Source organism: Microbacterium sp. Ld4, assembly GCF_045066555.1.
GTDB lineage: Bacteria > Actinomycetota > Actinomycetes > Actinomycetales > Microbacteriaceae > Microbacterium.
The window spans coordinates 148,875-171,221 of record NZ_JBISHE010000005.1; the positions used below are offsets into that span (position 1 = coordinate 148,875).

A 22,347-nucleotide genomic window follows, 5' to 3' on the forward strand; every position below is an offset into this window, starting at 1 on the left:
GGTCAGTCCGACAGCTCGGTGCGGGCGGCGGGCGAGGGGATGACGTCGATCGTCCCCGTCAGCGCGGCGAGCGATGCGGCCACCGAGGGGTCGGCGTCGGGCGTCTCCTCCTCGCTGTCGCGCAGCACCACGAGCGACCGCGGGCCGACCGTGAGCGGCTGGCCGGGCCGAACGAGCGGTCCGTCCGTCGCTGCACCGGATGTGTCGACCACGACCTCCCACGGGATCGTGAAGTCGGCCGGCGGGATCGTGAAGTCGATCGCCTCTTCGCCCGCGTTGAAGAACACGAAGAAGTGACGGTCGTGGATCTCCTCGCCGCGACGGTCGCGCTCACGGATCCCATCGCCGTTCAGGAAGACGCCGACGGCGCGGCCGAAGCCCGAGTCCCAGTCCTCCGGCTGCATCTCCGAGCCGTCGGGACGGATCCACGAGATGTCCGCGAGCGGCGCGCCCTCTTCGCGGCGCACGGGGCGACCGTTGAAGAAGCGGCTGCGACGGAACGTCGGGTGGTCGTGGCGGAGCTTCGCGATCACCGAGGTGTATTCGATGAGCGGCTGGTCGACGTTCTCCCAGTTGATCCACGTGGTCTCGTTGTCCTGCGCGTACCCGTTGTTGTTGCCGTTCTGGGTGCGGCCGAGCTCGTCGCCGTGCGAGATCATCGGGACGCCCTGGCTGAGCAGCAGCGTCGCGAGGAAGTTGCGCTGCTGGCGGGCACGGACGGTCAGGACCTCCTGGTCGTCTGTGGGGCCTTCTACGCCGTGGTTCCAGGAGCGGTTGTGCGACTCCCCGTCGTTGCTGTCCTCGCCGTTCTCCTCGTTGTGCTTCTCGTTGTACGACACGAGGTCGCGCAGCGTGAAGCCGTCGTGGGCGGTGACGAAGTTGATGGATGCCACGGGGCGCCGGCCGTCGTGCTCGTACAGGTCGGCCGAGCCGGTGAGGCGCGACGCGAACTCGCCGAGCGTCGACGCCTCGCCGCGCCAGAAGTCGCGGACGGTGTCGCGGTACTTGCCGTTCCACTCCGTCCACTGGGGCGGGAAGTTACCGACCTGGTAGCCGCCGGGGCCGATGTCCCAGGGCTCGGCGATCAGCTTGACCTGGCTCACTACCGGGTCCTGCTGGACGAGCTCGAAGAAGGCCGACAGCCGGTCGACGTCGTAGAACTCGCGCGCGAGGGTCGAGGCGAGGTCGAAGCGGAAGCCGTCGACGTGCATCTCGAGAACCCAGTAGCGCAGCGAGTCCATGATCAGCTGCAGCGTGTGGGGGTTGCCGACGTTGAGGCTGTTGCCGGTGCCGGTGTAGTCGGTGTAGTACCGCTTGTCGTCGTCTTCGAGGCGGTAGTAGGCGAGGTTGTCGATGCCGCGCATCGACAGCGTCGGGCCCATGTGGTTGCCCTCGGCGGTGTGGTTGTAGACCACGTCGAGGATGACCTCGATGCCGGCGGCGTGGAGGGCGCGGACCATGCCCTTGAACTCCTGCACCTGCTGGCCGAGCTGGCCGTTGGCGGCGTAGGTGTTCTGCGGGGCGAAGAAGGCGATCGTGTTGTAGCCCCAGTAGTTCGACAGGCCCTTCTCCTGAAGGGTCGAGTCGTTCACGAACTGGTGCACCGGCATGAGCTCCAGCGCCGTGACGCCGATCTTCTTGAGGTGCTCGATCACGACGGGGTGCGCGATGGCGCTGTACGTCCCGCGGATGTCCTCGGGGATGTCGGGATGCTGCATCGTGAGGCCGCGCACGTGCGCCTCGTAGATGACGCTCTCGGCATACGGCGTCTTCGGCTGACGGTCGCCCGCCCAGTCGAAGTACGGATTGACGACGACGCCCTTCATCATCGCGGCGGCGGAGTCGTCGTCGTTGGTCGAATCGGGATCGCCGAACGTGTAGCTGAAGACCGACTGGCCCCACTCGATGTCGCCGTCGACCGACTTCGCGTACGGGTCGAGGAGGAGCTTGTTCGGGTTGAACCGCAGCCCCTGCGTCGGGTCGTTCGGGCCGTGCACGCGGTAGCCGTAGCGCTGCCCGGGCTGCACCGTCGGAAGGTACGCGTGCCACACGAACGCGTCGACGTCGCGCAGCTCGACCTTCGTCTCGTTGCCGTCCTCATCGAAGAGGCAGAGCTCTACCCGGTCTGCTCCTTCACTGAACAGCGCGAAGTTCGTGCCGCTGCCGTCGAACGTCGCCCCCAGGGGATACGCGGATCCTGGCCATACCTGCATGTGACCTCCAAAGTCCTGATCACATTAGCCCGCGCGGATTTGTGCCTCCGTACCCTTGCCAGGCGCGCGCGCGCAGGGTAGCGCAGGGTAGCGCGGGGTCAGCGGAGGGACAGCATGTCGTCGAGGTAGGCGGCGAGCGGGCGGGAGGCGCCGGTGCTGCTCCACCGCACCTGCACGATCCCGCCGACGCGGGAGAGGATGCCCGAGGTCTCACCCCGGTCGACCGCACCGGGGTCGAGCTCCGTCCAGTCGAGGTGGACGACCTCGCCCTCGGCGAAGCCGCCGCGGTGGGCGGCGGCCGCACGGTCGGAGCGGGCACGCTGCGACTCGGCGGTGAAGCCGCGCACCGCGTCGTGGCGGGCGCGGAGCACCTCGCCGGTCGCGAAGACCCGGTCGTCTCCGATCAGCAGGACCCCGACGTGCCACGCCTCGGTGAGCGGAAGGATGCGGGGCGCGCGCCCGAGTCCGAGGATCCGCCGCGACGACGCCCAGACACCCAGCCGCTCGCGCGGGGAGCCCTGGAGCCGCGCCCGGGCGACGTCGAGGATCTCGGTGGTCGTGGCATCCGTCATCGTCCTATTGTCGGGCCCCGCACCGCTCGGAGCGCGGAACACCCGCGGCGACTCAGATGCGGACGGTGCGCCCGGCCCCGGCGCGCCCGCCGCGGATCTCGCGGTGCAGCCGCTCCATCCGCGCGTCGAGCTCGGCGGCGGTGTGGGCCGCCTGCTTGAGGTCGGCGAGGAGCTCGTCCGGCACCTGCCGGTCGTACTTGTAGTAGATCTTGTGCTCGAGGCTGGCCCAGAAGTCCATCGCGATCGTCCGGAACTGCACCTCGACGGGCACGTCGATGCGGCCGCTGGAGAGGAACACCGGCACGTCGACGATGACGTGCAGACTCTTGTAGCCGTTCTCCTTCGGAGCCGCGATGTAGTCCTTCACCTCGCGCACGTGGATGTCGTCCTGCGCCGTGAGCAGATCGAACAGGCGGTAGGCGTCGGTCACGAAGCTGCAGGTGATGCGGATGCCGGCGATGTCGGTGATCTCGTCGCGGATCGACGCGAAGTCGGGTGCGATGCTCTTCCGCTGCAGCTTGTCGACGAGGCTGTCGGGCGACTTCACCCGGCTCGAGACGTGCTCGATCGGGTTGTAGTCGTGCATCTCATGGAACTCCTCGCGGAGGATCGAGATCTTCGTCTCGATCTCCTGCAGACCGAATCGGTACGCCATGAGGAACCGCTGGAACTCGTCACGCATCGCGCGAAGCGAGGAGGGGGACACCAGGATCTGCTGCTCATCGAGCGGGGTGGGCATGACACCGACGGTAGCGATGCGCACTTCGAACGGCCTGTGAGACGGATGCCGGGGGCTCGGCATCCGTCCCCGTCGCACGTCAGCGCGGCGGGGCCGTGGTGGCGCGCGGGACGAGGGCCGTCGGCAGGCGCAGGTGGGTCTGCGCGGGGGCGCCGCCGCCCATGAGTTCGAGCAGCAGCGTGACCGCCTCCGCCCCGAGGCGCTGCATGGGCTGGCGGACCGTGGTCAGCGCGGGGATCGACTGCGAGGCGTCGGGCACGTCGTCGAAGCCGACGACGGAGAGGTCGCGGGGCACGTCGAGTCCCTGCTCGTGCGCGACCCGCAGAACGGTCAGCGCCGAGACGTCGTTGGCGGCGAAGACCGCCGTCGGGCGGTCGCGCCGTGCCAGCAGGTGCGTGGCGGCTTCGCGCGAGATGTCCTCGACGTAGCTGCCGACCCCGACCAGCTCGCGGGCGAACGGGATGCGGGCGTCTTCGAGCGCGCGCCGGTAGCCGCCTTCGCGCAGCATCGACGAACGGAGGTCGGGCCGGCCGGCCACGAAGCCGATGCGGCGATGGCCGAGCGAGATGAGGTAGGCGACGGCGTGGCGGGCACCGGCGTAGCTGTCGGATTCGACGGTGGGCAGGTCGGCGGGCCCGGTGTGCGGGTCGATCGCGACCACGGGCACATCGGCGGTGACGTTGACGACGGTGGGCGTGACCATGATGGCGCCGTCGATGAGCGTGCCGCTCAGGCGGCTCAGCGAGCGCCGCTCCCACCCTTCGCTGGAGACCTGGCGCGACCCGCTGTACGCGAGGAGGTCGAGCCGCGAGTCGCGGAGGGCGCTCCCGACGCCCTTCAGCACCTCGGCCGAGAACGGCTCGAAGTCGGCGACGAGCACCCCGATGACGCCCGTCCGCCGCGCCCGCATGCTGCTGGCGACGAGGCTCGACTCGTATCCGAGCTCGTCGACGGCGGCCAGCACGCGCTGCACGGTGGCGGGCGCCACCCCGTAGCGGCCGTTGACCGCCTTCGAGACGGTGGCGACCGACACCCCCACGGCCGCGGCGACATCGTGGATGGTGGCGCGCCTTCGCATGCGTCGAAGCCTAGACCCGTGGAAAACCTTTTCGAAAACGTTTGACGTCGGCGGCAACAATTCCGACACTGGCTACGCACCGACACGCACCGTCGGTACCACCGCACCTCGACGAACGAGCGTGCACTCAATGAAGAGATTGGTGATCACATGAGGACCAGACGGTTCGCAACCGGGGCCGCAGCCTTCGCCGTTGCCGCGCTCGCCCTGAGCGCATGCTCCGCCGGCACCGACACCGCCGCGGGCGGCGATGTCCAGATGACCCTGTGGCAGAACTCCACCACCGGGCCCGGCCAGCAGTTCTGGGAAGACGCCATCACGGCGTTCGAGGCCGAGAACGAGGGCGTCACGATCGAGATGCAGTCGGTTCAGAACGAAGACCTCGACGGCAAGCTCCAGACCGCGCTGAACGCGGGCGACCCGCCCGACATCTTCCTCCAGCGCGGTGGCGGCAAGCTCACCGCGATGGCCGGCGCAGGTCAGCTGATGGACCTCACCGACCTTATCTCGGACGAGATCCGCGGCGAGGTCTCCGAGGGCTCGTTCGCCGCCGAGACCTACCAGGACAAGGTGTGGGCGATGCCCCTCTCCGTGCTGCCCGGCGGGTTCTTCTACAGCCAGGATGCCTTCACCGAGGCCGGCATCGACACCCCGCCCGCCTCGATCGACGACCTCAAGACGGCCGTCGACGACCTGAAGGGCACCGGCATCGCGCCCATCGCGCTCGGCGCGAAGGATGCGTGGCCCGCGGCGCACTGGTACTACTTCTTCGCCATCCGCGAGTGCAGCCCCGAGGTCATCGAGGCCACCGGCGACTCGAAGGACTTCAGCGACGCCTGCTGGACGCGCGCGGCCGAGGACCTCATCGACTTCGCCGAGGTCGAGCCGTTCAACGAGGGCTTCCTCACCACCCCCGCACAGCAGGGCGCCGGCAGCTCGGCCGGACTCATCGCGAACCGGCAGGCCGCCATGGAGCTCATGGGTGCGTGGGACCCGGGCGTGATCGCCTCCCTGACGCCCGATGAGAAGCCGCTGCCCGACCTCGCCTGGTTCCCGTTCCCCGAGATCGACGGCGGTGACGGCGAGCCCGGTTCGATGATGGGTGGCGTCGACGGCTACTCCTGCGCCGCGCAGGCTCCCAAGGAGTGCGCCGACTTCCTGAACTTCATCGCGAGCGCCGACCAGCAGGAGGCGTACTACGCCGCCTTCCAGTCGCCGCCCGTCAACTCGGTCGCCCAGAAGGCCGTCACTGAGCCGTACCTGCAGCAGATCCTCGAGGCGTACAACAACGCGCCCTTCGTCTCGCAGTGGCTCGACACGGTGCTCGGGCAGAACGTCGGCAACGCGCTGAACGTGGCCGTGGTCGACCTGCTCGCCGGAGGCAGCGACGCCGGGACGTTCATCGACGCCGTCTCCGCAGCGGGCGCGCAGGGCTGAGCATGACCGTTCGCGAGCTCCCCGGCCCGAACGCGGCCGACCTCGCGCAGCACGATGGGGGCGGCCTCACGCCGCCCCCATCCGCGGCGCTCGGGCGGCGACGGCCGCGTGGACTCGGCTGGTCGGGCCGACTGGAGGTCCTCCTCCTCGCCGGCCCCGCCGTCGTGTTCTTCGTCGGCTTTGTCATCCTCCCGGTGGTCATGGCCGCCTATTACGGCTTCTTCCGCTGGGCGGGCTTCGGTCCGGCCACGGAGTTCGTCGGTCTGCAGAACTACGTCGTCATCTTCAGCGACCCCAACTTCCGGCAGGCGCTGCTGCACAACGGGTTCATCGTCGTGATGTCGCTCGTGCTGCAGGGGCCGATCGCGATCCTGCTCGCGCTGCTGCTGAACCGGAAGATGCGGGGCCAGTCGGTCATCCGCGTGCTGATCTTCGTGCCCTACGTGATCGCCGAGGTCGTCGTGGGCACCGGGTTCAGTCTGCTGCTGGCCACGAACGGCGCCGCGAACGGGATGCTGGACAAGCTCGGACTCGGATCGCTCACCCAGGACTGGCTCGCCGATCCGGCGATCGCCATCTGGACGCTGATGGCGATCCTCACGTGGAAGTACGTCGGCTTCGCGGTCATCCTGTTCCTCGCCGGGCTTCAGGGCATCCCCGAGGAGCTCTACGAGGCGGCGGCGATCGACGGGGCGTCGTATTGGCAGATCCAGCGCCGCATCGCCCTGCCGCTGCTGGCTCCCACGCTCCGCATCTGGGCGTTCCTGTCGATCATCGGCGCGCTGCAGCTGTTCGACCTCGTGTACATCATCTGGGGCCAGTACGTCTCATCCGTCGCCGGCACGAACACGATGGCGATCTACATGGTCGTCACCGGCCGCAACGCCGGCAACTTCGGCTACGGCAACGCCGTGGCCGTCGTGATCTTCGTCATCTCGCTCGTCGTCGCGCTGATCTACCAGCGCGTCGTGCTCCGCCGCGACACCGCCGGAGCGATCACAGAGAGGGGCGCCGCATGAGCGCCACCATGACCCTCACCACCGCCCGCGGCGCCGCGCCGCGCCGCCGGGCGCCGCGGGAGAAGCTCCCCTGGGGCTCCCCCACGGTCTACTTCGTGGCGCTCGTCGTCATCGCCCTCATGCTCGGACCGGTGGTTTACATCATCATCGGCGGCTTCCGCTCGAACTCGGCGATCACGGTCGACCCCGCGGGCTTCCCCGACCCGTGGAACGTCGACAACTACATCGGCGTCATCACGAGCGGGCAGTTCTGGACGCAGGTAGGCAACTCGACGTTCGTCGCGCTGGCGACGACGGTGGGCGCGGTCGCCCTCGGGATCGCCGCCAGCTACGTCATCGCGCGCTACAGCTTCCGCGGCCGCGGCGTGCTCTACGCCCTGTTCGCGGCAGGCCTCATGTTCCCCATCACCGTGGCGATCACGCCGCTGTACATCGTGATCCGCTCGCTCGGGCTGATGAACACCCTGCCGGGCGTGATCCTGCCCCAGATCGCGTTCGCCCTGCCGACCACGATCATCATCCTGGTGCCCTTCCTCCGCGCGATCCCCGACGAGATCCAGGAGGCCGCCTACATCGACGGCTGCGGCCGGCTGTCGTTCTTCTGGCGGATGGTGCTCCCGCTCGCCGTGCCGGGCGTCATCACGGTCGGCATCCTGGCCTTCATCGGCAGTTGGAACGCCTACCTGCTGCCGCTGTTCATCCTCAACAACGAGGCGCAGTTCACCCTCCCCCTGGGTGTGCAGGCGTTCTCCTCGCAGTACTCCGTCGACACGGCTCGCGTGCTGGCGTTCACCTCGCTGTCCATGCTCCCCGCACTGGTGTTCTTCAGCCTGTTCGAGCGGCGGATCGTGGGCGGTCTCACCGGAGCCGTGAAGGGCTGACATGACCGATCCCCGCAATCCGGCATCCGAGCGCGTCCACGACCTGCTCGCCCGCATGACCCTCGAGGAGAAGGCGGCTCAGCTCGTCGGCTACTGGGTCGACCAGGGCGGCGAGGTCGTCGCCCCGCTCGCCGACGAGATGGTCACCACGACCCGCTACGCCGACGCCACCGAGCATGGCCTCGGGCACCTCACCCGCGTGTACGGCACCCGCCCGGTCGATCCCGCGGAGCGCGCCGCCTGGCTCTGGGCGGAGCAGCGACGGCTCGTCGCCGAGACGCGCCTGGGCATTCCCGCGATCGTCCACGAGGAGTGCCTCACCGGCCTCGCCGCGTGGGAGGCAGCGACGTTCCCGACTCCGCTCGCCTGGGGCGCCGCGTTCGATCCCGACCTCGTCGCCGAGATGGCGACCGCGATCGGCGAATCGATGCGCGAGCTCGGCGTGCACCAGGGGCTCGCCCCTGTGCTCGACGTGATCCGCGACCCGCGGTGGGGACGCGTCGACGAATGCATCGGCGAGGACCCCTACCTCGTGGGCACCGTCGGCACCGCCTACGTCCGGGGCCTCCAGGAGGCCAGCGTCGACGCGACCTTGAAGCACTTCGTCGGCTACTCCGCCTCGCAGGCCGCGCGAAACCACGCGCCCGTGCACGCCGGTCCGCGTGAGATCGCCGACGTGCTGCTCCCGCCGTTCGAGATGGCGATCCGCGACGGGGGCGCCCGCTCGGTCATGAACTCCTACGCCGAGATCGACGGCGAGCCCGTCGCGGCGAGCAGCCACTACCTCCGCGGCGTCCTGCGCGACGGGCTCGGCTTCGAGGGTCCCGTGGTGTCCGACTACTTCGCGGTGGCGTTCCTCGCGTCCACCCACCACGTGGCGGCCGACCTGGGCGAAGCCGCCGAGCTCGCCCTCCGCGCCGGCATCGACGTCGAGCTGCCCACTGGCGATGCGTTCGCCGGGCCTCTTCTGGAGCGCATCCGGAGCGGCCGCCTGAGCGAGGGCATCCTCGACGAGGCGGTGCTGCGCGTGCTGAGCCAGAAAGAGCGCCTCGGCCTGCTCGACGCCTCGTTCGACGCGCCACCCGCCGCGGTCGACCTCGACTCGCCGCGTCACCGCGACATCGCCCGGCGCCTGGCGGCCGAGTCGGTCATCCTGCTCTCGAACGACGGCGCTCTGCCCGCGGCATCCCCGTCACGGATCGCGGTCGTGGGGCCGAACGCCGACTCGGCCGAGGCTCTCCTGGGCTGCTACTCGTTCGTCAACCACGTCCTCGCCCACCATCCCGAAACCCCCATGGGCATCGAGATCCCGACGATCCTCGGCGCGCTCCGGAGCGAGTTCCCGGATGCCGCGATCGAGACCGCCCGAGGGTGCGAGGTCGAGGGCGACGACGCCTCGGGGCTGGCGGAGGCCGTCACGGCAGCGGCGGGCGCCGATCTCGCCGTCGTCGTCGTCGGTGACCGGGCGGGACTCTTCGGCCGCGGCACGGTCGGCGAGGGCAACGACGTCGACGACCTCGAGCTCCCCGGGCTGCAGCGCCGGCTGGTCGAGGAGGTCGCCGCCACGGGGACCCCCGTCGTGCTCGTCGTCGTGTCGGGGAGGCCCTACGCGATCGGGTGGGCCCTCGACGGCGACGCCGCTCCCTCCGCCGTGGTGCAGACGTTCTTCCCGGGCGAAGCCGGCGCCGATGCGATCGCCGGAGTCGTCTCGGGCCGCATCAATCCGGCCGGGCGCCTGCCGGTCTCGCTCCCCCGCTCCGCCGGATCGCAGCCCTACTCGTACCTGCACCCGCGGCTCGGTGGCCCGATCGACGTGACGAGCGCCGATCCGACGCCCGTCCGGCCCTTCGGGTTCGGACTCGGGTACACGACGTTCGCCTACGACGATCTCGACGTCGAAGCCACGGCTTCGACGGGCGGCGCCCTCGTGGCATCCGTCACCGTCCGGAACACCGGCGAGGTCGCCGGCACCGATGTCGTGCAGCTCTACGGGCACGATGTCGTCGCCAGCATGACGCGCCCCGTCGCGCAGCTGCTCGCCTATCAGCGCGTGACGCTCGCGCCCGCCGAGGCCGTGCGGGTGACGTTCACCGTGCCGACCGCCCGGCTCGCGTTCACCGATCGGAGCGGTCGTCGCGTCGTCGAGCCGGGCGCCGTCGACGTCTGGGTGGGGCGGTCGTGCGCCGAGCGGGCGGCCGAGAGCACGGTCGAGCTGACCGGCGACGTGCACGCGGTCACCGCCGCCGACCCCCGCATGGGGGCGGCGGAGGTGCGGGCGCTCGAACCCGCAGGCCGGAACGCCTGACGCCCCCGTTCGACGTCCCGGCCGGCCGCGCGTCCAAGCGGGCGGCCGGTGCGTTCGTTCGGGTCAGTGCGCGAGCCAGCGTTCGCGCGGCGTGAGCGGCACGAGCGACGGGCGGACCACGCTCGTGCCGATCTCGAGACGTCGCTGCTCGCGGGACGAGCGGAGCACGCTCTCCATGACGTCGAGCACGTGCAGGGCCAGCTCGCCCCCGGCGCGCGGTCCCTCTTCCGAGCGCACCGCGTCGATGACGGCGACACCGCGACCGGATGCCGCGTAGCCGGCCGACGGTTCGACGAGTCGCCATTCGCGGTCGCCGAGGGTCTGCAGACGGACGGCGCCCTCGAACATGTTCGGGTCGGGCACCTGGATCGAGCCGGCCTCGCCGTGCACCTCGATCGGCGGCGCTGCCGTGGCCACGCCGTCGAAGCTCGTGAGGATCGTCGAGACGGCCCCGCTCGCATGCTCGAGCAGGCCGGTGACGTGGGTGTCGACCTCGACCGTGAACGTGCGGCCGGCGCGCGGGCCGGAGGCGACCGTCCGTTCCTGCCGCCGGCGCCGTGCGGCGCCCGAGACGGCGACGACCGGTCCGAGCAGGTGGATGAGGCTCGTCACGTAGTAGGGACCCATGTCGAGAAGGGGACCGCCGCCCGGGGCGTAGTAGAACTCCGGCGACGGATGCCACAGCTCGTGGCCCGGCGACACCCACGTCGCCGTGGCCCCCGTCGGATGCCCGATGGCCCCGTCGTCGACGAGCTGCCGCGCGGTCTGGATGCCGGTTCCGAGCACCGTGTCGGGGGCGCAGGAGAGGCGCACGCCTGCTCCGGCGGCCGCCGCCACGACGCCTCGGCCCTCGGCGACCGTCAGGGCGAGGGGCTTCTCGCCGTGGACGGACTTCCCGGCGGCGATCGCCGCGAGGGCGACCTCGGCGTGGGCGGCCGGAACCGTCAGGTTCACGACGGTCTGCACCTCGGGGTCGGCCATGAGCCCCGCGACCGTGAGCGCCCGGGCGCCGGGCAGGTTCGCGGCGACATCCGCGGCGCGGCCGGCGTCGAGATCGGCAACGGCCGCGACGCGCACGGCATCCCCGCCGGCGAACGTGTCGAGATACTGCCCGGAGATGACGCCGAGACCGACGATTCCTACCGCGTGCGGGCTGCCCACAGCAGTCCCCTCTCGATGATCGTCCGGACGCTCGGGTCGTCGAGGACGTCGGGGGCGTGGCCGGGCGTCGCGACGAAGACGCGCCCGGAACCCCACTCCCTCGTCCAGACCGCGGGACTCACGACCGGGCGGTGCCACGGGTGATAGTCCCGCGCCGGGTGGGTGGTGGTCGCGAGCACGTCGATGAGGTCATCGTGGAGCACCCAGTACTGCTCGGTGGTCAGCGTGAAGTCGCCGACGCCCGCCGTGATCTCGTGCATCCGGCCGAGCTCGGTCATCTCGACCGCGTAGTCGAGGTAGTTGTCGCGCTCGTCGCCCGGGCGATCGTCGGGATGACGGCCGGGGTGGGTCGCGAACTGTCCGCCGACGAGCATGAGGTAGTCGGCGCTCTCGCGGTAGGAGTCCGCGATACCGCCGTGCCACCCCGCGAACCCGGCACCGGCCTCGACCGCCGCCCGGAGCCCGCGCACGGCGTCTCCGGAGATCGTCGACATCGTGACGGCTTGGACGATCAGATCGACAGCAGCCATGGCCTCCGCGTCGGCGTAGACCTCGTTCGACTCCTCGACCCGCACGGCGAAGCCCTGGGACTCGAGGAAGGGGATGAACAGCTCGGTCGCGGCCACGGGGTGGTGGCCCTCCCACCCGCCTCGGACGATCAGCGCCTGCCGGGCGGTCATCGCCACTCCTCCGCCCGCGGTCCCGCCGCGAGGTCGTACGCCGCCCGAATGCCCGGCACCGGATCGGATACCGCTTCGCGGTCCATCTCGACGGTCCACCGCGGCCAGGCGTCGCCCCACACTGCCGCCGCCTGGCGGGCGGCACCGAGTGCGACGTACTCGCCCGCGGCGGGCACCGCGACCGGCACATCGAAGACCTGCGCCGCCACGCGGGCGACCGCGGGATTGCGCGCCGCACCGCCGACGAGGAGCACGCGCTCGGCCGTGACGCCGAGCGCCCTGATCGCATCGAGTCCGGTGGCCAGCCCCGCGAGCATGCCCTCGATCGCCGCGCGCGCGAGGTTCTCGCGGGTCGTGTTCTCGAGCGAGAGACCGGCGATCGACGCGCGTGCGTGCGGGAGGTTCGGGGTGCGCTCCCCCTCGAACCAGGGCACCAGCACCACTCCGCCCGATCCCGGCGTCGCCGCGAGGGCGAGCTCGGTGAGACCGTCGTGGTCGACGCCCAGCAGCCGCGCGGCCGCGTCGAGCACGCGCGCCGCGTTCAGCGTCGCGACGAGGGGGAGGTAGCCGCCGGCGGCATCGGCGAACCCGGCCGCCGTGCCCGACGGATCGACCGTGCGGGTCTCGCTGACGGCGAAGACCGTGCCCGAGGTACCGATCGAGACGACCACGTCGCCCGTCACGGCGCCGACGCCGAGAGCCGCCGCCGCGTTGTCGCCGGCGCCCGGACCCACCCGCCGCCCGGCGGCATCCGTCGTCCATTCGCGCGCGCCGAGCACGCGGGGCAGCGCCGCGTCGTGCCCGAGGGCGGCCGTGAGCAGCTCGCGGTCGTAGTCCCCCGTCTGGGGGTTCCAGTAGCCGGTCCCCGACGCGTCGGAGCGGTCGGTGACGAGCTCGTCGAGCGCCGCGCCCTCAGCCGCATCCGGTGCGACGGCGCCGTAGCCGCGCAGCCGCCAGGTCAGCCAATCGTGGGGCAGCGCGACGGCTGCGACGCGCTCGGCGTTGCCCGGCTCGGCGCCGCGCAGCCAGCGGAGCTTCGTGATCGTGAACGACGCGACCGGCACGAGCCCGGTGCGGCGCGCGAGCGCGTCGGCACCGAACTCGGCGGTCAACTCGGTCGCCGCAGCGCCGGAGCGGGTGTCGTTCCACAGCAGCGCGTCGCGGATCACCGCGCCGTGCTCGTCGAGCACCACCATGCCGTGCTGCTGACCGCCGATCGACCACGCCGCGACGTCCTCCATGCCCCCGGCCGCCGCGATCGCCGCCTGCATCGCCACCCACCACTGCTCGGGGTCGACCTCGGTGCCGGGCGGGTGCGGAGCCCGCCCCGAGCGCACCACGGCGCCCGTGGCGGCATCCACGATCAGAACCTTGCACGACTGCGTCGACGAATCGACACCCATCACCAGTGCCATCGCACTTCCCTCCGTCTGCCTGTCGCCGATGCCGCCGCGCGCCCGGGGGCGCGAACGTCCGTCAGCGCGCGCCGAGGAGGTGCTCGGTGGCGAGCTGCTGCAGCCGCACGAAGCCGCCGCCCTTGCCGCCGAGGTACACGTCGGTGTCGAAGTCCTCGTAGGCCGAGCGGTCGGCGAGGAAGTCGTCGTAGCTCTCGCCGGGGTTCAGGGTCGGCACGGACAGCTCATCGACCTTGGCGGCGGCGAGCGCCTCCTGCACCTCGGGGTCGGCGCGGAACGCCTGCGCGCGCTCCTTGAGGAGCAGGTAGGTCCGCATGTTGGCGGCGGCCGATTCCCAGACGCCGGTCTCGTCCTCGGTGCGGCTCGGCTTGTAGTCGAAGTGACGCGGGCCGTCATAGGCCGGCACCCCCCCGGGGCCGCCGTTCTCGAGCAGGTCGACGAGGGCGAACGCGTTGTGCAGGTCGCCGTGACCGAACACGAGGTCCTGGTCGTACTTGATGCCGCGCTGCCCGTTGAGGTCGATGTGGAAGAGCTTGCCGTGGTACAGCGCCTGGGCGATGCCGGCGGCGAAGTTCAGGCCCGCCATCTGCTCATGGCCGACCTCGGGGTTCACGCCGAACAGCTCGGAGCGCTCCAGCGAGTCGATGAACGCGATCGCGTGGCCGAGGGTCGGCAGCAGGATGTCGCCGCGCGGCTCGTTCGGCTTCGGCTCGATCGCGAAGCGGATGTCGTACCCCTTGTCGGTCACGTAGTCGCCGAGCAGGTTGACGGCCTCGCGGTAGCGCTCGAGCGCCTGGCGGACGTCCTTGGCGGAGTCGTACTCGGCGCCCTCGCGGCCGCCCCACATGACGAACGTCTTGGCACCGAGCTCAGCGCCGAGGTCGAGCTGACGGAACACCTTGCGGAGGGCGAAACGGCGGACGTCGCGGTCGTTGGCGGTGAAACCGCCGTCCTTGAAGACCGGGGCGCTGAAGAGGTTGGTCGTGACCATCGGGATGATCATCCCGGTCGCGTCGAGGGCACCCTTCAGACGGTCGATCTGGGTCTGGCGCTCGGCGTCGCTCGACCCGAAGGCGAACAGGTCGTCGTCGTGGAAGGTCAGGCCGTAGGCGCCCAGCTCGGAGAGCTTCTCGACGGCGTGCACCACGTCGAGAGGCGGGCGGGTGGGGCCGCCGAAGGGGTCGGTGCCGTTGTAACCGACGGTCCACAGACCGAAGCTGAACTTGTCGGCGGGGGTAGGGGTGGGCATGACGCTCCTTCGCGATCCTGAATAAATGTTGCTGCCAACAACGTATACCAGCCCCGCCTCCCCGCCAACCCCCGATCGGCTCGCTAGGGTGGGTCCGTGAGCGACCATGGCAGGACCGTCGAATCCGTCCGGCGCGCGAATCTCGGCAGCATCCTCGGAATCGTCCACCGGGAGGGCCCGCAGTCTCGCGCCGCCCTCACCGAGCTGACCGGCCTCAACCGCTCCACCATCGCCGATCTCGTCGGCTCCCTCGTCGCCTTCGGACTCGCCGAGGAGCGCGCGCCCGATCCGTCGCACCGCGTCGGGCGGCCCTCTCCGGTCGTCGCCGTCGACCCGTCCGTGGTCGCCATCGCGGTCAACCCCGAGGTCGACGCCCTCGAGATCGCCGCGGTCGGGCTCGATCGCAGCATCCGCGCCGTCGTCGTGCTCGCCCAGGACGACCTGCTCACCCCCGAGACCACCGCGCGGCTGATCGCCACCCAGATCGAGCAGTGGCGCGCCGACGAGCTCGCCGGGGCCCGCATCTTCGGCATCGGCCTGGCCGTGCCCGGACTCGTCCGCACCGAGGACGGCCTCGTCCGCGACGCGCCGCACCTCGGCTGGGTCGACGAACCGCTCCGCGACATCGTCGCCGAGGCCACCGGCCTCCCCGTCGTCGTCGGCAACGACGCGACTCTCGGCACGGTCGCCGAGCACCTGTTCGGGGCGGCGCGCGGCATCGACCACGCCGTCTACCTCAACGGCGGCGCGAGCGGCATCGGCGGCGGCATCATCGTGAACGGGATGCCGGTGGTCGGCGCCGGCGGCTACGCGGGAGAGTTCGGGCAGAACCGCCCCGGCATCGCGACCCTCGCCGACCGTCGCGCGCGCGACGGCGTGCTGGAGGACGAGGTCAGCCGCGCCCGCCTGCTCGCGGTCGTCGGCCTGACCCGCGGCGACGACCGCGAGCTGGGCGGCGCGCTCGAGGCCGCCGCGGGCAATCCGTCGGTGGCGGGCGAGGTGGAGCGCCAGCGCCGCATCCTCGCGACGGCGCTGGCGAACGCCGTCAACGTGCTGAACCCGTCGGCGATCGTGCTCGGCGGATTCCTCTCCGTGCTGGCCGGCCTCGACACCGAGGGCCTCGAGCACGCCGTCCGCGCGCAGGCGATGCCGGCGTGCGGCGAAGACCTGCGGATCCTCCCCGCCGAGCTGGCGGAGCACCGCCTGCTCATCGGCGCGGCCGAGGCCGTCTTCGCCGACGTGCTGGCGAGCCCCTCGGCGATCTGAACCGGGAGGTCAGCGGGGGCCGGGCTTGACCGAGAGGTCGGTGATGGTCGCGTCGCGGGGCAGGTCGAGGGCCGTGACGATCGCGGTGACGACGGATGCCGGGTCGATCCAGGCGCCCGCGTCGTAGGGTTTGCCCTCCTGCGCGTGCACCTGCGCCTGCATGGGCGTCGCCGTGCGGCCCGGGTAGACGGTCGTGACCCGCACGCCGTGGCCGGCCTCCTCGCCGCGAAGCGCGTCGGCGAGCGCCTTCAGGCCGTGCTTCGACGCGGCGTAGGCGGCCCACTGCGGGTGGGCGGTGAGGCCGGCGCCCGAGTTCACGAACAGCACCTGTCCGCGCGCGCGGCGGAGCCGGGGCAGCAGCAGGCGCGTGAGCTCGGCGGGCGAGACGAGATTGACCGCGAGCTGCGCCTGCCACGAGGCGACCGGCAGGTCGGCGACGTGCGCGAGGTCGACGATCCCCGCGGCGTGGACGAGCGCGTCGATCTCGTCGAACTCTTCGGGCAGCCCCGCCGCCGCGAGCGCGGCCTCGAGCGACGACGGCTCTGTGAGATCGGCCACGACGGCGATCGATCCGGGGTACTCGGCCCGGAGGTCGGCCGCGCGGTCTGCGTCCCGGGCGACGACGATCAGCCGATCGCCGCGCTCGGCGAGGCGGCGCGCGAGAAGCTGCCCGATGCCCGATCCGGCACCGGTGAGAGCGATGGTGTGCGGCATCCCCTCATCCTCGCATCGCGTCAGGCGTCGAGCAGCGCACGGCGAGCCATGCCGGCCAGGATGCCGCCGGCCCGCGGCCCGCTCGGCGCGGCCGAGTGCGGCGTCGAGTTGAGCAGGCCGAAGGCGGCGAGGAGCCTGGTCTGCCGCTCGGGTTCGTCGAGGTCGGGGCGGAGGAGGGCGAAGGGCCTGTCCCACTCCTGGACGTAGGCGCGCTGGAGGTGGCGCACCTCCTGATTGACGGCCGCGGGCAGCACGGCGAGTTCGCGATCCTGCACCCGGATGACGTCGGCGTCGGTCGTGGCGAAGTCGAGGTGGAAGGCGATCAGGTCGTCGAACACCCGCGCGGGGTCACCGCCGACGGCGAGCGACCGCGCCCCATCGAGCAGCCGTTCGCTGGCGTCGAGGAGCAGCGCGCACAGCAGGGCCTCCTTGCTGGCGAAGTGGCGGTACAGCGCAGGGCCGCTCATGCCGACCGCGTCGCCCAGGTCGGCGGTCGAGACCGCCGCGAACCCGCGCTCGGCGAACAGCCGGGCCGCCGACGCCATGAGGTCGGCGCGCCGATGCGCCTTCTGCGTCGCGCGCCACGTCGTCACGACCGGTCGCCGCCCGCCTCGCCAGGGAGCGCCGCCGCGATCGTGCGACGAGCCTGACGGAGCACGGGCTCGTCGATCATCCGACCGCGGAACCGGAACACGCCCGGCTGCGACGTCGCCTCGTCGAGCACCGCCCCCGCCCACTCCACCTCGGCGGGGGCGGGGGCGTAGGCGCCGCGGATGACGGCGACCTGGGACGGATGGATGCACGCGGTGGCCGCGAAGCCCGACGCCGCGGCATCCTGCGCCTCATCCTCGAGGCCGGCGGTGTCGGCGATGTCGAGGTGCACCGCGTCGATCGCATCGATGCCCGCTGCCGCCGCCGCGATCAGCACGCGGGAGCGGGCGTAGCGCGCCACATCGCGGTAGGCACCGCCCGGTCGGCGGCTCGACCTGCCGCCGATGCCGGCGACGAGATCCTCCGCCCCCCACATGAGCCCGTCGACGAGCGGATGCCGCGCCAGCTCACCCGCGTTCTCCACGCCCCGCGGGGTCTCGCACAGCGCGATCACGCGGAAACCGTCGAGCGCGGCCAGGTCGGCCGTCTCCTCGGCCTTCGCCAGCATCAGCCGGCGGAAGGGCAGCCCGCGGAGCGCCGCGAGGTCGTGCGCGAACTCGCGGCTCGAGGCGGGGTTCACCCGCACGATGACGCGCCCCGCCTGGGTCTCGGGGGTCAGGTGATCGCGGGCGGCGGCGAGGTACTCACGGGCGGCCTTCTTGTCGTCCGGCGCGACGGCATCCTCGAGGTCGATGATCACGGCGTCCGCTGCCGCCACCGCCTTCGCGTAGCGCTCGGGGCGGTCCGCCGGGCAGAACAGCAGGGCCGGGCCGGGGATCACGACGACGCCTCGTGCGCGGGAGACAGGCGCATCAGCGTGCTGCGCCGTGCCGTCGCGACCACCTGGTCGTGCTGATTGCGCATCGTGTGGACGAACTCGACGATGCCCTGACCGGGGCGCGACCGCGACTCCCGCTTCGCGGCGACGACGGTCTCGGCATAGAGGGTGTCGCCGTGACGGACCGGAGCCGGAAAGGTCACCTCAGAAAAGCCCAGGTTCGCGACGATCGTCCCTTGGGTGAGCTGCGCGACCGACAGTCCGACGAGGGTCGACAGCGTGAACATGCTGTTGACGAGCCGATCGCCGAACTCGGTCTGCTCCGACCACGCGGCATCCAGATGAAGGGACTGCGTGTTCATCGTGAGCGTCGTGAACAGGACGTTGTCGGCCTCGGTGACGGTGCGCCCGGGACTGTGCACGTAGACCGCGCCCTCTTCGAGCTCATCGAAATAGAGGCCGCGCTGCACGATGCGGCGTGGTGTCTCCTCGGTCATGCGTCCTCCTCCTGCGTCGGGGTCACGACCGCGAGCGTCTGCCCACGGGCGACGCTGTCGCCGGCGGTGACGCGCAGCGAGACGACGCCCGCGATCTCCGCCCTCACCACATGCTCCATCTTCATTGCCTCGACGACCACCACCGCGTCACCGGCGGCGACCGCCGCGCCGTCGGCGACGGCGGTGACGACGACGACCCCCGGCATGGGCGAGACGAGCTCCGGATCGCCGAGGGCGTCGGCTCCCCTGCCGTGGTCGGTGCGCACGCGGTGCACCTCATGGGTCGCCCCGCCCGCGGAGAAGAAGACCCGGTCGGCCTGCACGACGGCGACCACCGTGGTGACGGTGTCGCCGATCCGCACCGCGATCCGGTCGCCGTGGCGAGCGACGGATGCCGGTCGGTCTCCGGCGCGGAGCGCCGCCCCCACACCGGTGAGCTCCACCGTCTCGTGCCGCGGACCCTCCGCCACCGCGAGGCGGCGCGGGGCGGGAGGGCCCAGTCGCCACCCGTCGCCGCGGAGCCAGGCGCTCTCGCCGGCCCGGGCGTTGCCGCTCCCCTCCGGCCCGTCCGCGCCGCCCCCGCGCTGCGCGTCGTCGAGCAGCAGCGCCGCCACGATCAGCGCGTCGTCACCCGGATCGGACGGGAGAAGACCATCGAGCTCGCGCGCGATGAGGCCGGTATCGAGCTCTCCACGGACGACCGCGGGCACCTCCAGCAGCGCCCGGAGGAAGGCGATGTTCGTGGCGAACCCGAGCACCGCGGTGTCGCCGAGCGCCGCGACGAGGCGGCGGCGAGCCTCGTCGCGGGTCGGGGCGGTGGCGATGATCTTCGCGAGCATGGGGTCGTAGTCGACCGAGACGTCGAGACCGTCGGCGAGGGCCGTGTCGACCCGGATGCCGTCGCCGGCAGGATGCCGCACGCAGAGCACCCGCCCGCCGGTGGGCAGGAAGCCCGCAGCGGGGTCTTCGGCGTAGAGGCGCGCCTCGATGCTGTGCCCCGTCAGGCGCACGTCCTCCTGACGGAGTCCGAGCGGCTCCCCCGTCGCGATGCGCAGCTGCGCGGCGACGAGGTCGACACCGGTGATCTCCTCCGTCACCGGATGCTCGACCTGCAGGCGCGTGTTCATCTCCATGAAGAAGAACTCGTCGGGGCGATCGGCGGCCACGATGAACTCCACCGTCCCGGCGCCCCGGTAGTCGACGCTCCGCGCCGTCTCGCACGCGGCGCGTCCGATGCGCTCCCTCGTCTCGGCGTCGAGCAGCGGCGACGGCGCCTCCTCGATCACCTTCTGATGGCGACGCTGCAGCGAGCACTCGCGCTCGCCGAGGTGCACGACTGCGCCGTGCGCGTCGGCGAGCACCTGCACCTCGATGTGGCGCGGCGAATCGAGGTATCGCTCGAGGAAGAGGGTGTCGTCGCCGAAGCTGGCCGCGGCCTCGCGCCGGGCGGCGGCGAGCGCACCCGGGAGACCGGCGGCATCCGTGACGACGTGCATGCCTTTGCCGCCGCCGCCCGCGGACGGCTTGATGAGAAGGGGATAGCCGACGCCGGGCGCGGCCGCGATCAGGTCGTCGTCGGTCATGCCGGCCCGGGCGACTCCGGGGACCGTGGGCACCCCCCGCGCCTCGACCGCGTGCTTGGCGGCGATCTTGTCGCCCATCACGAGGATCGCCTCGGCCGAGGGGCCGATGAAGACGATGCCCGCCTCGGCGCAGGCCGCAGCGAACGCTGCGTTCTCGGCGAGGAATCCGTACCCCGGATGCACGGCGTCGGCGCCCGTGGCCCGCGCCGCCGCCAGCACCGCGTCGACGTCGAGGTAGCTCTGCGCCGCGGGCGCCGGGCCCAGGCGCACCGCGACGTCGGCCAGCGCGACATGGCGGGCGCCGGCATCCGCGTCACTGAAGACCGCGACGGAGCGGATGCCGAGCCGGCGGAGCGTGCCGATGATGCGACAGGCGATCTCGCCCCGGTTGGCGATGAGGACGGTGGAGAACATGGTCACATCCGGAAGACGCCGTAGCCCGGCGCGTCGAAGGGGGCTCGGAGACAGATACCCAGGGCCAGGCCGAGCGCGTCGCGGGTCTCTCCGGGCTCGATGATGCCGTCGTCCCAGAGGCGGGCGGTCGAGTAGTAGGGGCTTCCCTGCCGCTCGTACTGTGCGCGGATGGGCGCCTGGAACGCCGCATCGTCCTCCGCCGACCACTCCTCGCCGCGGCCCTCGATCTGCTCGCGGCGGACGGTGGCGAGGACGGATGCCGCCTGCGGCCCGCCCATGACGGAGACGCGCGCACCGGGCCAGAGCCACAGGAAGCGCGGCGAGTACGCCCGGCCGCACATCGAGTAGGTCCCTGCCCCGAACGAGCCGCCGACGACGACCGTGAGCTTGGGCACCGAGGCGCACGCGACGGCGTTGACCATCTTCGCGCCGTGCTTCGCGATGCCGCCCGATTCGTACTCCCGGCCCACCATGAAACCCGCGATGTTCTGCAGGAACACCAGGGGGATGCCACGCTGATCGCAGAGCTCGATGAAGTGCGCCCCCTTGAGCGCCGACTCGCTGAACAGGACCCCGTTGTTGGCGACGACGCCGACGCGGTGGCCGTGGAGCCGGGCGAATCCGGTGACGAGCGTCTCGCCGAACTCACGCTTGAACTCGTGCCATGTTCCGCCGTCGACGAGGCGGTCGATGATCTCCCGGGCGTCGTAGGGGGCGGTCAGCTCGACGGGCACGACGTCCAGGAGTTCCTCGGCCGGCCGGGCGGGGGCGACGACTCTCTCGGGCTGCTCCCGCAGCGGCGGCGAAGGCGGGAGGGTCGCCACGATGTCGCGGATGATCTGCAGGGCGTGCGCGTCGTTCTCGGCGAGGTGGTCGGTGACTCCTGAGACCCGGGTGTGCAGGTCGCCGCCGCCGAGGTCCTCGGCCGATACGACCTCGCCGGTGGCCGCCTTCACGAGCGGAGGCCCGCCGAGGAAGATCGTGCCCTGGCCGCGGACGATCACGGTCTCGTCGCTCATCGCCGGCACGTAAGCGCCGCCGGCGGTGCTCGATCCGAGCACTGCGGCGAGCTGAGGGATGCCGTCCCGAGACATCCGCGCCTGGTTGTAGAAGATGCGGCCGAAGTGGTCGCGGTCGGGGAAGACCTCGTCCTGCATCGGCAGGAACGCGCCGCCCGAGTCGACGAGGTAGATGCAGGGCAGCCGGTTCTCGGCGGCGATCTCCTGCGCGCGGAGGTGCTTCTTCACCGTGATCGGGTAGTACGTGCCGCCCTTGACCGTCGCGTCGTTGGCGATGACCATGACGTGACGACCCTCGACGAGCCCGACGCCCGCGACCACTCCTCCCGACGGGCATTCGTCCTCGTAGAGGTCGACCCCGGCCAGCGCCCCGACCTCGAGGAAGGGGCTTCCCTCGTCGAGGAGGGTGTCGATGCGGTCGCGCGCGAGGAGCTTGCCGCGCGCGACATGGCGCTCGCGGGCGCGCTCGGAACCACCGCGCGCGGCGTCTGCACGGCGCTGCCGCAGCTCGTCGACGAGATCGGCGTAGGAGACCTGCGTGGTCGTGGGGGCTGTCATCGTCGACGCCACCTCCCTGGTCGGGAAGAATGCTCGGTTAACGGTCGCTAACTGAGAGCACGATAACAGCGAGACCCTCGCGGCGGTAGGCCTTCGCCGCGGCGCAGCGGGTGAGGGC

General features: G+C 71.5%; 19 protein-coding genes. 5 read left to right on the forward strand and 14 right to left on the reverse strand.

The genetic code is table 11. The annotated features are described in order from the left end of the window. Positions 1-2: 2 nt before the first annotated feature. The 4 genes from glgX to ACJJV7_RS02275 all read right to left on the reverse strand — a co-directional run bounded on the left by glgX (position 3) and on the right by ACJJV7_RS02275 (position 4,659). Positions 3-2,213: a glycogen debranching protein GlgX gene (gene glgX, locus ACJJV7_RS02260; RefSeq protein WP_405372012.1), complete on the reverse strand. Its 2,211-nt coding sequence runs from the start codon at positions 2,211-2,213 to the stop codon at positions 3-5. A 98-nt stretch (positions 2,214-2,311) separates the two neighbouring features. Then, the gene (locus tag ACJJV7_RS02265; RefSeq protein ID WP_405372014.1) at positions 2,312-2,785 is read right to left on the reverse strand and encodes a glutaminase; all 474 of its coding nucleotides are present in this window, start codon (positions 2,783-2,785) and stop codon (positions 2,312-2,314) included. A gap of 52 nt (positions 2,786-2,837) precedes the next feature. Beyond that, the gene (locus tag ACJJV7_RS02270; protein ID WP_405372015.1) at positions 2,838-3,524 is read right to left on the reverse strand and encodes a GTP pyrophosphokinase family protein; all 687 of its coding nucleotides are present in this window, start codon (positions 3,522-3,524) and stop codon (positions 2,838-2,840) included. A gap of 79 nt (positions 3,525-3,603) precedes the next feature. Next, positions 3,604-4,659 (reverse strand): LacI family DNA-binding transcriptional regulator, encoded by a 1,056-nt coding sequence (locus ACJJV7_RS02275; RefSeq protein WP_405372017.1) that lies wholly within the window; start codon positions 4,657-4,659, stop codon positions 3,604-3,606. A gap of 93 nt (positions 4,660-4,752) precedes the next feature. Here ACJJV7_RS02275 and ACJJV7_RS02280 point away from each other — a divergent pair, with 93 nt between their 5' ends. Genes ACJJV7_RS02280 through ACJJV7_RS02295 form a run of 4 tightly spaced genes read left to right on the forward strand, consistent with a single transcriptional unit; the run spans position 4,753 to position 10,244 of the window. Next, positions 4,753-6,039, forward strand: a complete 1,287-nt coding sequence (locus ACJJV7_RS02280) for an ABC transporter substrate-binding protein (RefSeq protein ID WP_405372019.1) — start codon at positions 4,753-4,755, stop codon at positions 6,037-6,039. 2 nt (positions 6,040-6,041) lie between these two features. Continuing rightward, the gene (locus tag ACJJV7_RS02285; RefSeq protein ID WP_405372020.1) at positions 6,042-7,058 is read left to right on the forward strand and encodes a carbohydrate ABC transporter permease; all 1,017 of its coding nucleotides are present in this window, start codon (positions 6,042-6,044) and stop codon (positions 7,056-7,058) included. Next, entirely contained in the window at positions 7,055-7,939 is an 885-nt protein-coding gene (locus ACJJV7_RS02290; RefSeq protein WP_405372022.1) for a carbohydrate ABC transporter permease, read from the forward strand. Before ACJJV7_RS02285 ends, ACJJV7_RS02290 begins: the two co-directional genes overlap by 4 nt. Position 7,940: 1 nt before the next feature. Beyond that, positions 7,941-10,244, forward strand: a complete 2,304-nt coding sequence (locus tag ACJJV7_RS02295) for a glycoside hydrolase family 3 N-terminal domain-containing protein (protein ID WP_405372024.1) — start codon at positions 7,941-7,943, stop codon at positions 10,242-10,244. 63 nt (positions 10,245-10,307) lie between these two features. Here the strand turns inward: ACJJV7_RS02295 and ACJJV7_RS02300 are convergent, their stop codons facing one another. From ACJJV7_RS02300 to xylA, 4 genes are all read right to left on the reverse strand, one after another. Next, the gene (locus tag ACJJV7_RS02300) at positions 10,308-11,405 is read right to left on the reverse strand and encodes a Gfo/Idh/MocA family protein (protein WP_405372025.1); all 1,098 of its coding nucleotides are present in this window, start codon (positions 11,403-11,405) and stop codon (positions 10,308-10,310) included. Then, the gene (locus ACJJV7_RS02305; protein WP_405372026.1) at positions 11,384-12,085 is read right to left on the reverse strand and encodes a ThuA domain-containing protein; all 702 of its coding nucleotides are present in this window, start codon (positions 12,083-12,085) and stop codon (positions 11,384-11,386) included. Before ACJJV7_RS02305 ends, ACJJV7_RS02300 begins: the two co-directional genes overlap by 22 nt. Beyond that, positions 12,082-13,500, reverse strand: coding sequence for an FGGY family carbohydrate kinase (locus ACJJV7_RS02310; RefSeq protein ID WP_405372028.1), 1,419 nt, complete (start codon positions 13,498-13,500; stop codon positions 12,082-12,084). The genes ACJJV7_RS02305 and ACJJV7_RS02310 overlap by 4 nt, the downstream gene beginning before the upstream one ends. 61 nt (positions 13,501-13,561) lie before the next feature. Next, positions 13,562-14,749, reverse strand: a complete 1,188-nt coding sequence (gene xylA / locus ACJJV7_RS02315) for a xylose isomerase (RefSeq protein ID WP_405372030.1) — start codon at positions 14,747-14,749, stop codon at positions 13,562-13,564. Positions 14,750-14,845: 96 nt separating this feature from the next. Between xylA and ACJJV7_RS02320 the strand changes: the two genes are divergently transcribed. Then, positions 14,846-16,015, forward strand: a complete 1,170-nt coding sequence (locus ACJJV7_RS02320) for an ROK family protein (RefSeq protein WP_405372032.1) — start codon at positions 14,846-14,848, stop codon at positions 16,013-16,015. Positions 16,016-16,024: 9 nt separating this feature from the next. On the opposite strand, the gene ACJJV7_RS02325 is transcribed toward ACJJV7_RS02320, so the two are convergent. Genes ACJJV7_RS02325 through ACJJV7_RS02350 form a run of 6 tightly spaced genes read right to left on the reverse strand, consistent with a single transcriptional unit; the run spans position 16,025 to position 22,229 of the window. Next, a complete protein-coding gene (locus ACJJV7_RS02325; RefSeq protein ID WP_405372034.1) occupies positions 16,025-16,729 on the reverse strand; it encodes an SDR family oxidoreductase in 705 nt (234 codons plus the stop codon). A 20-nt stretch (positions 16,730-16,749) separates the two neighbouring features. After that, entirely contained in the window at positions 16,750-17,322 is a 573-nt protein-coding gene (locus ACJJV7_RS02330; RefSeq protein WP_405372036.1) for a TetR/AcrR family transcriptional regulator, read from the reverse strand. After that, a complete protein-coding gene (locus ACJJV7_RS02335) occupies positions 17,319-18,161 on the reverse strand; it encodes an HpcH/HpaI aldolase/citrate lyase family protein (protein ID WP_405372037.1) in 843 nt (280 codons plus the stop codon). The genes ACJJV7_RS02330 and ACJJV7_RS02335 overlap by 4 nt, the downstream gene beginning before the upstream one ends. Beyond that, positions 18,158-18,655, reverse strand: coding sequence for a MaoC family dehydratase (locus ACJJV7_RS02340; protein WP_405372039.1), 498 nt, complete (start codon positions 18,653-18,655; stop codon positions 18,158-18,160). The genes ACJJV7_RS02335 and ACJJV7_RS02340 overlap by 4 nt, the downstream gene beginning before the upstream one ends. After that, positions 18,652-20,652: an acetyl/propionyl/methylcrotonyl-CoA carboxylase subunit alpha gene (locus ACJJV7_RS02345; protein WP_405372041.1), complete on the reverse strand. Its 2,001-nt coding sequence runs from the start codon at positions 20,650-20,652 to the stop codon at positions 18,652-18,654. The genes ACJJV7_RS02340 and ACJJV7_RS02345 overlap by 4 nt, the downstream gene beginning before the upstream one ends. A gap of 2 nt (positions 20,653-20,654) precedes the next feature. Continuing rightward, positions 20,655-22,229 carry a carboxyl transferase domain-containing protein gene (locus ACJJV7_RS02350; RefSeq protein ID WP_405372043.1) on the reverse strand — a complete coding sequence of 525 codons (1,575 nt, stop codon included), beginning with the start codon at positions 22,227-22,229 and terminating at the stop codon, positions 20,655-20,657. Between the last annotated feature and the right edge of the window lie 118 nt (positions 22,230-22,347).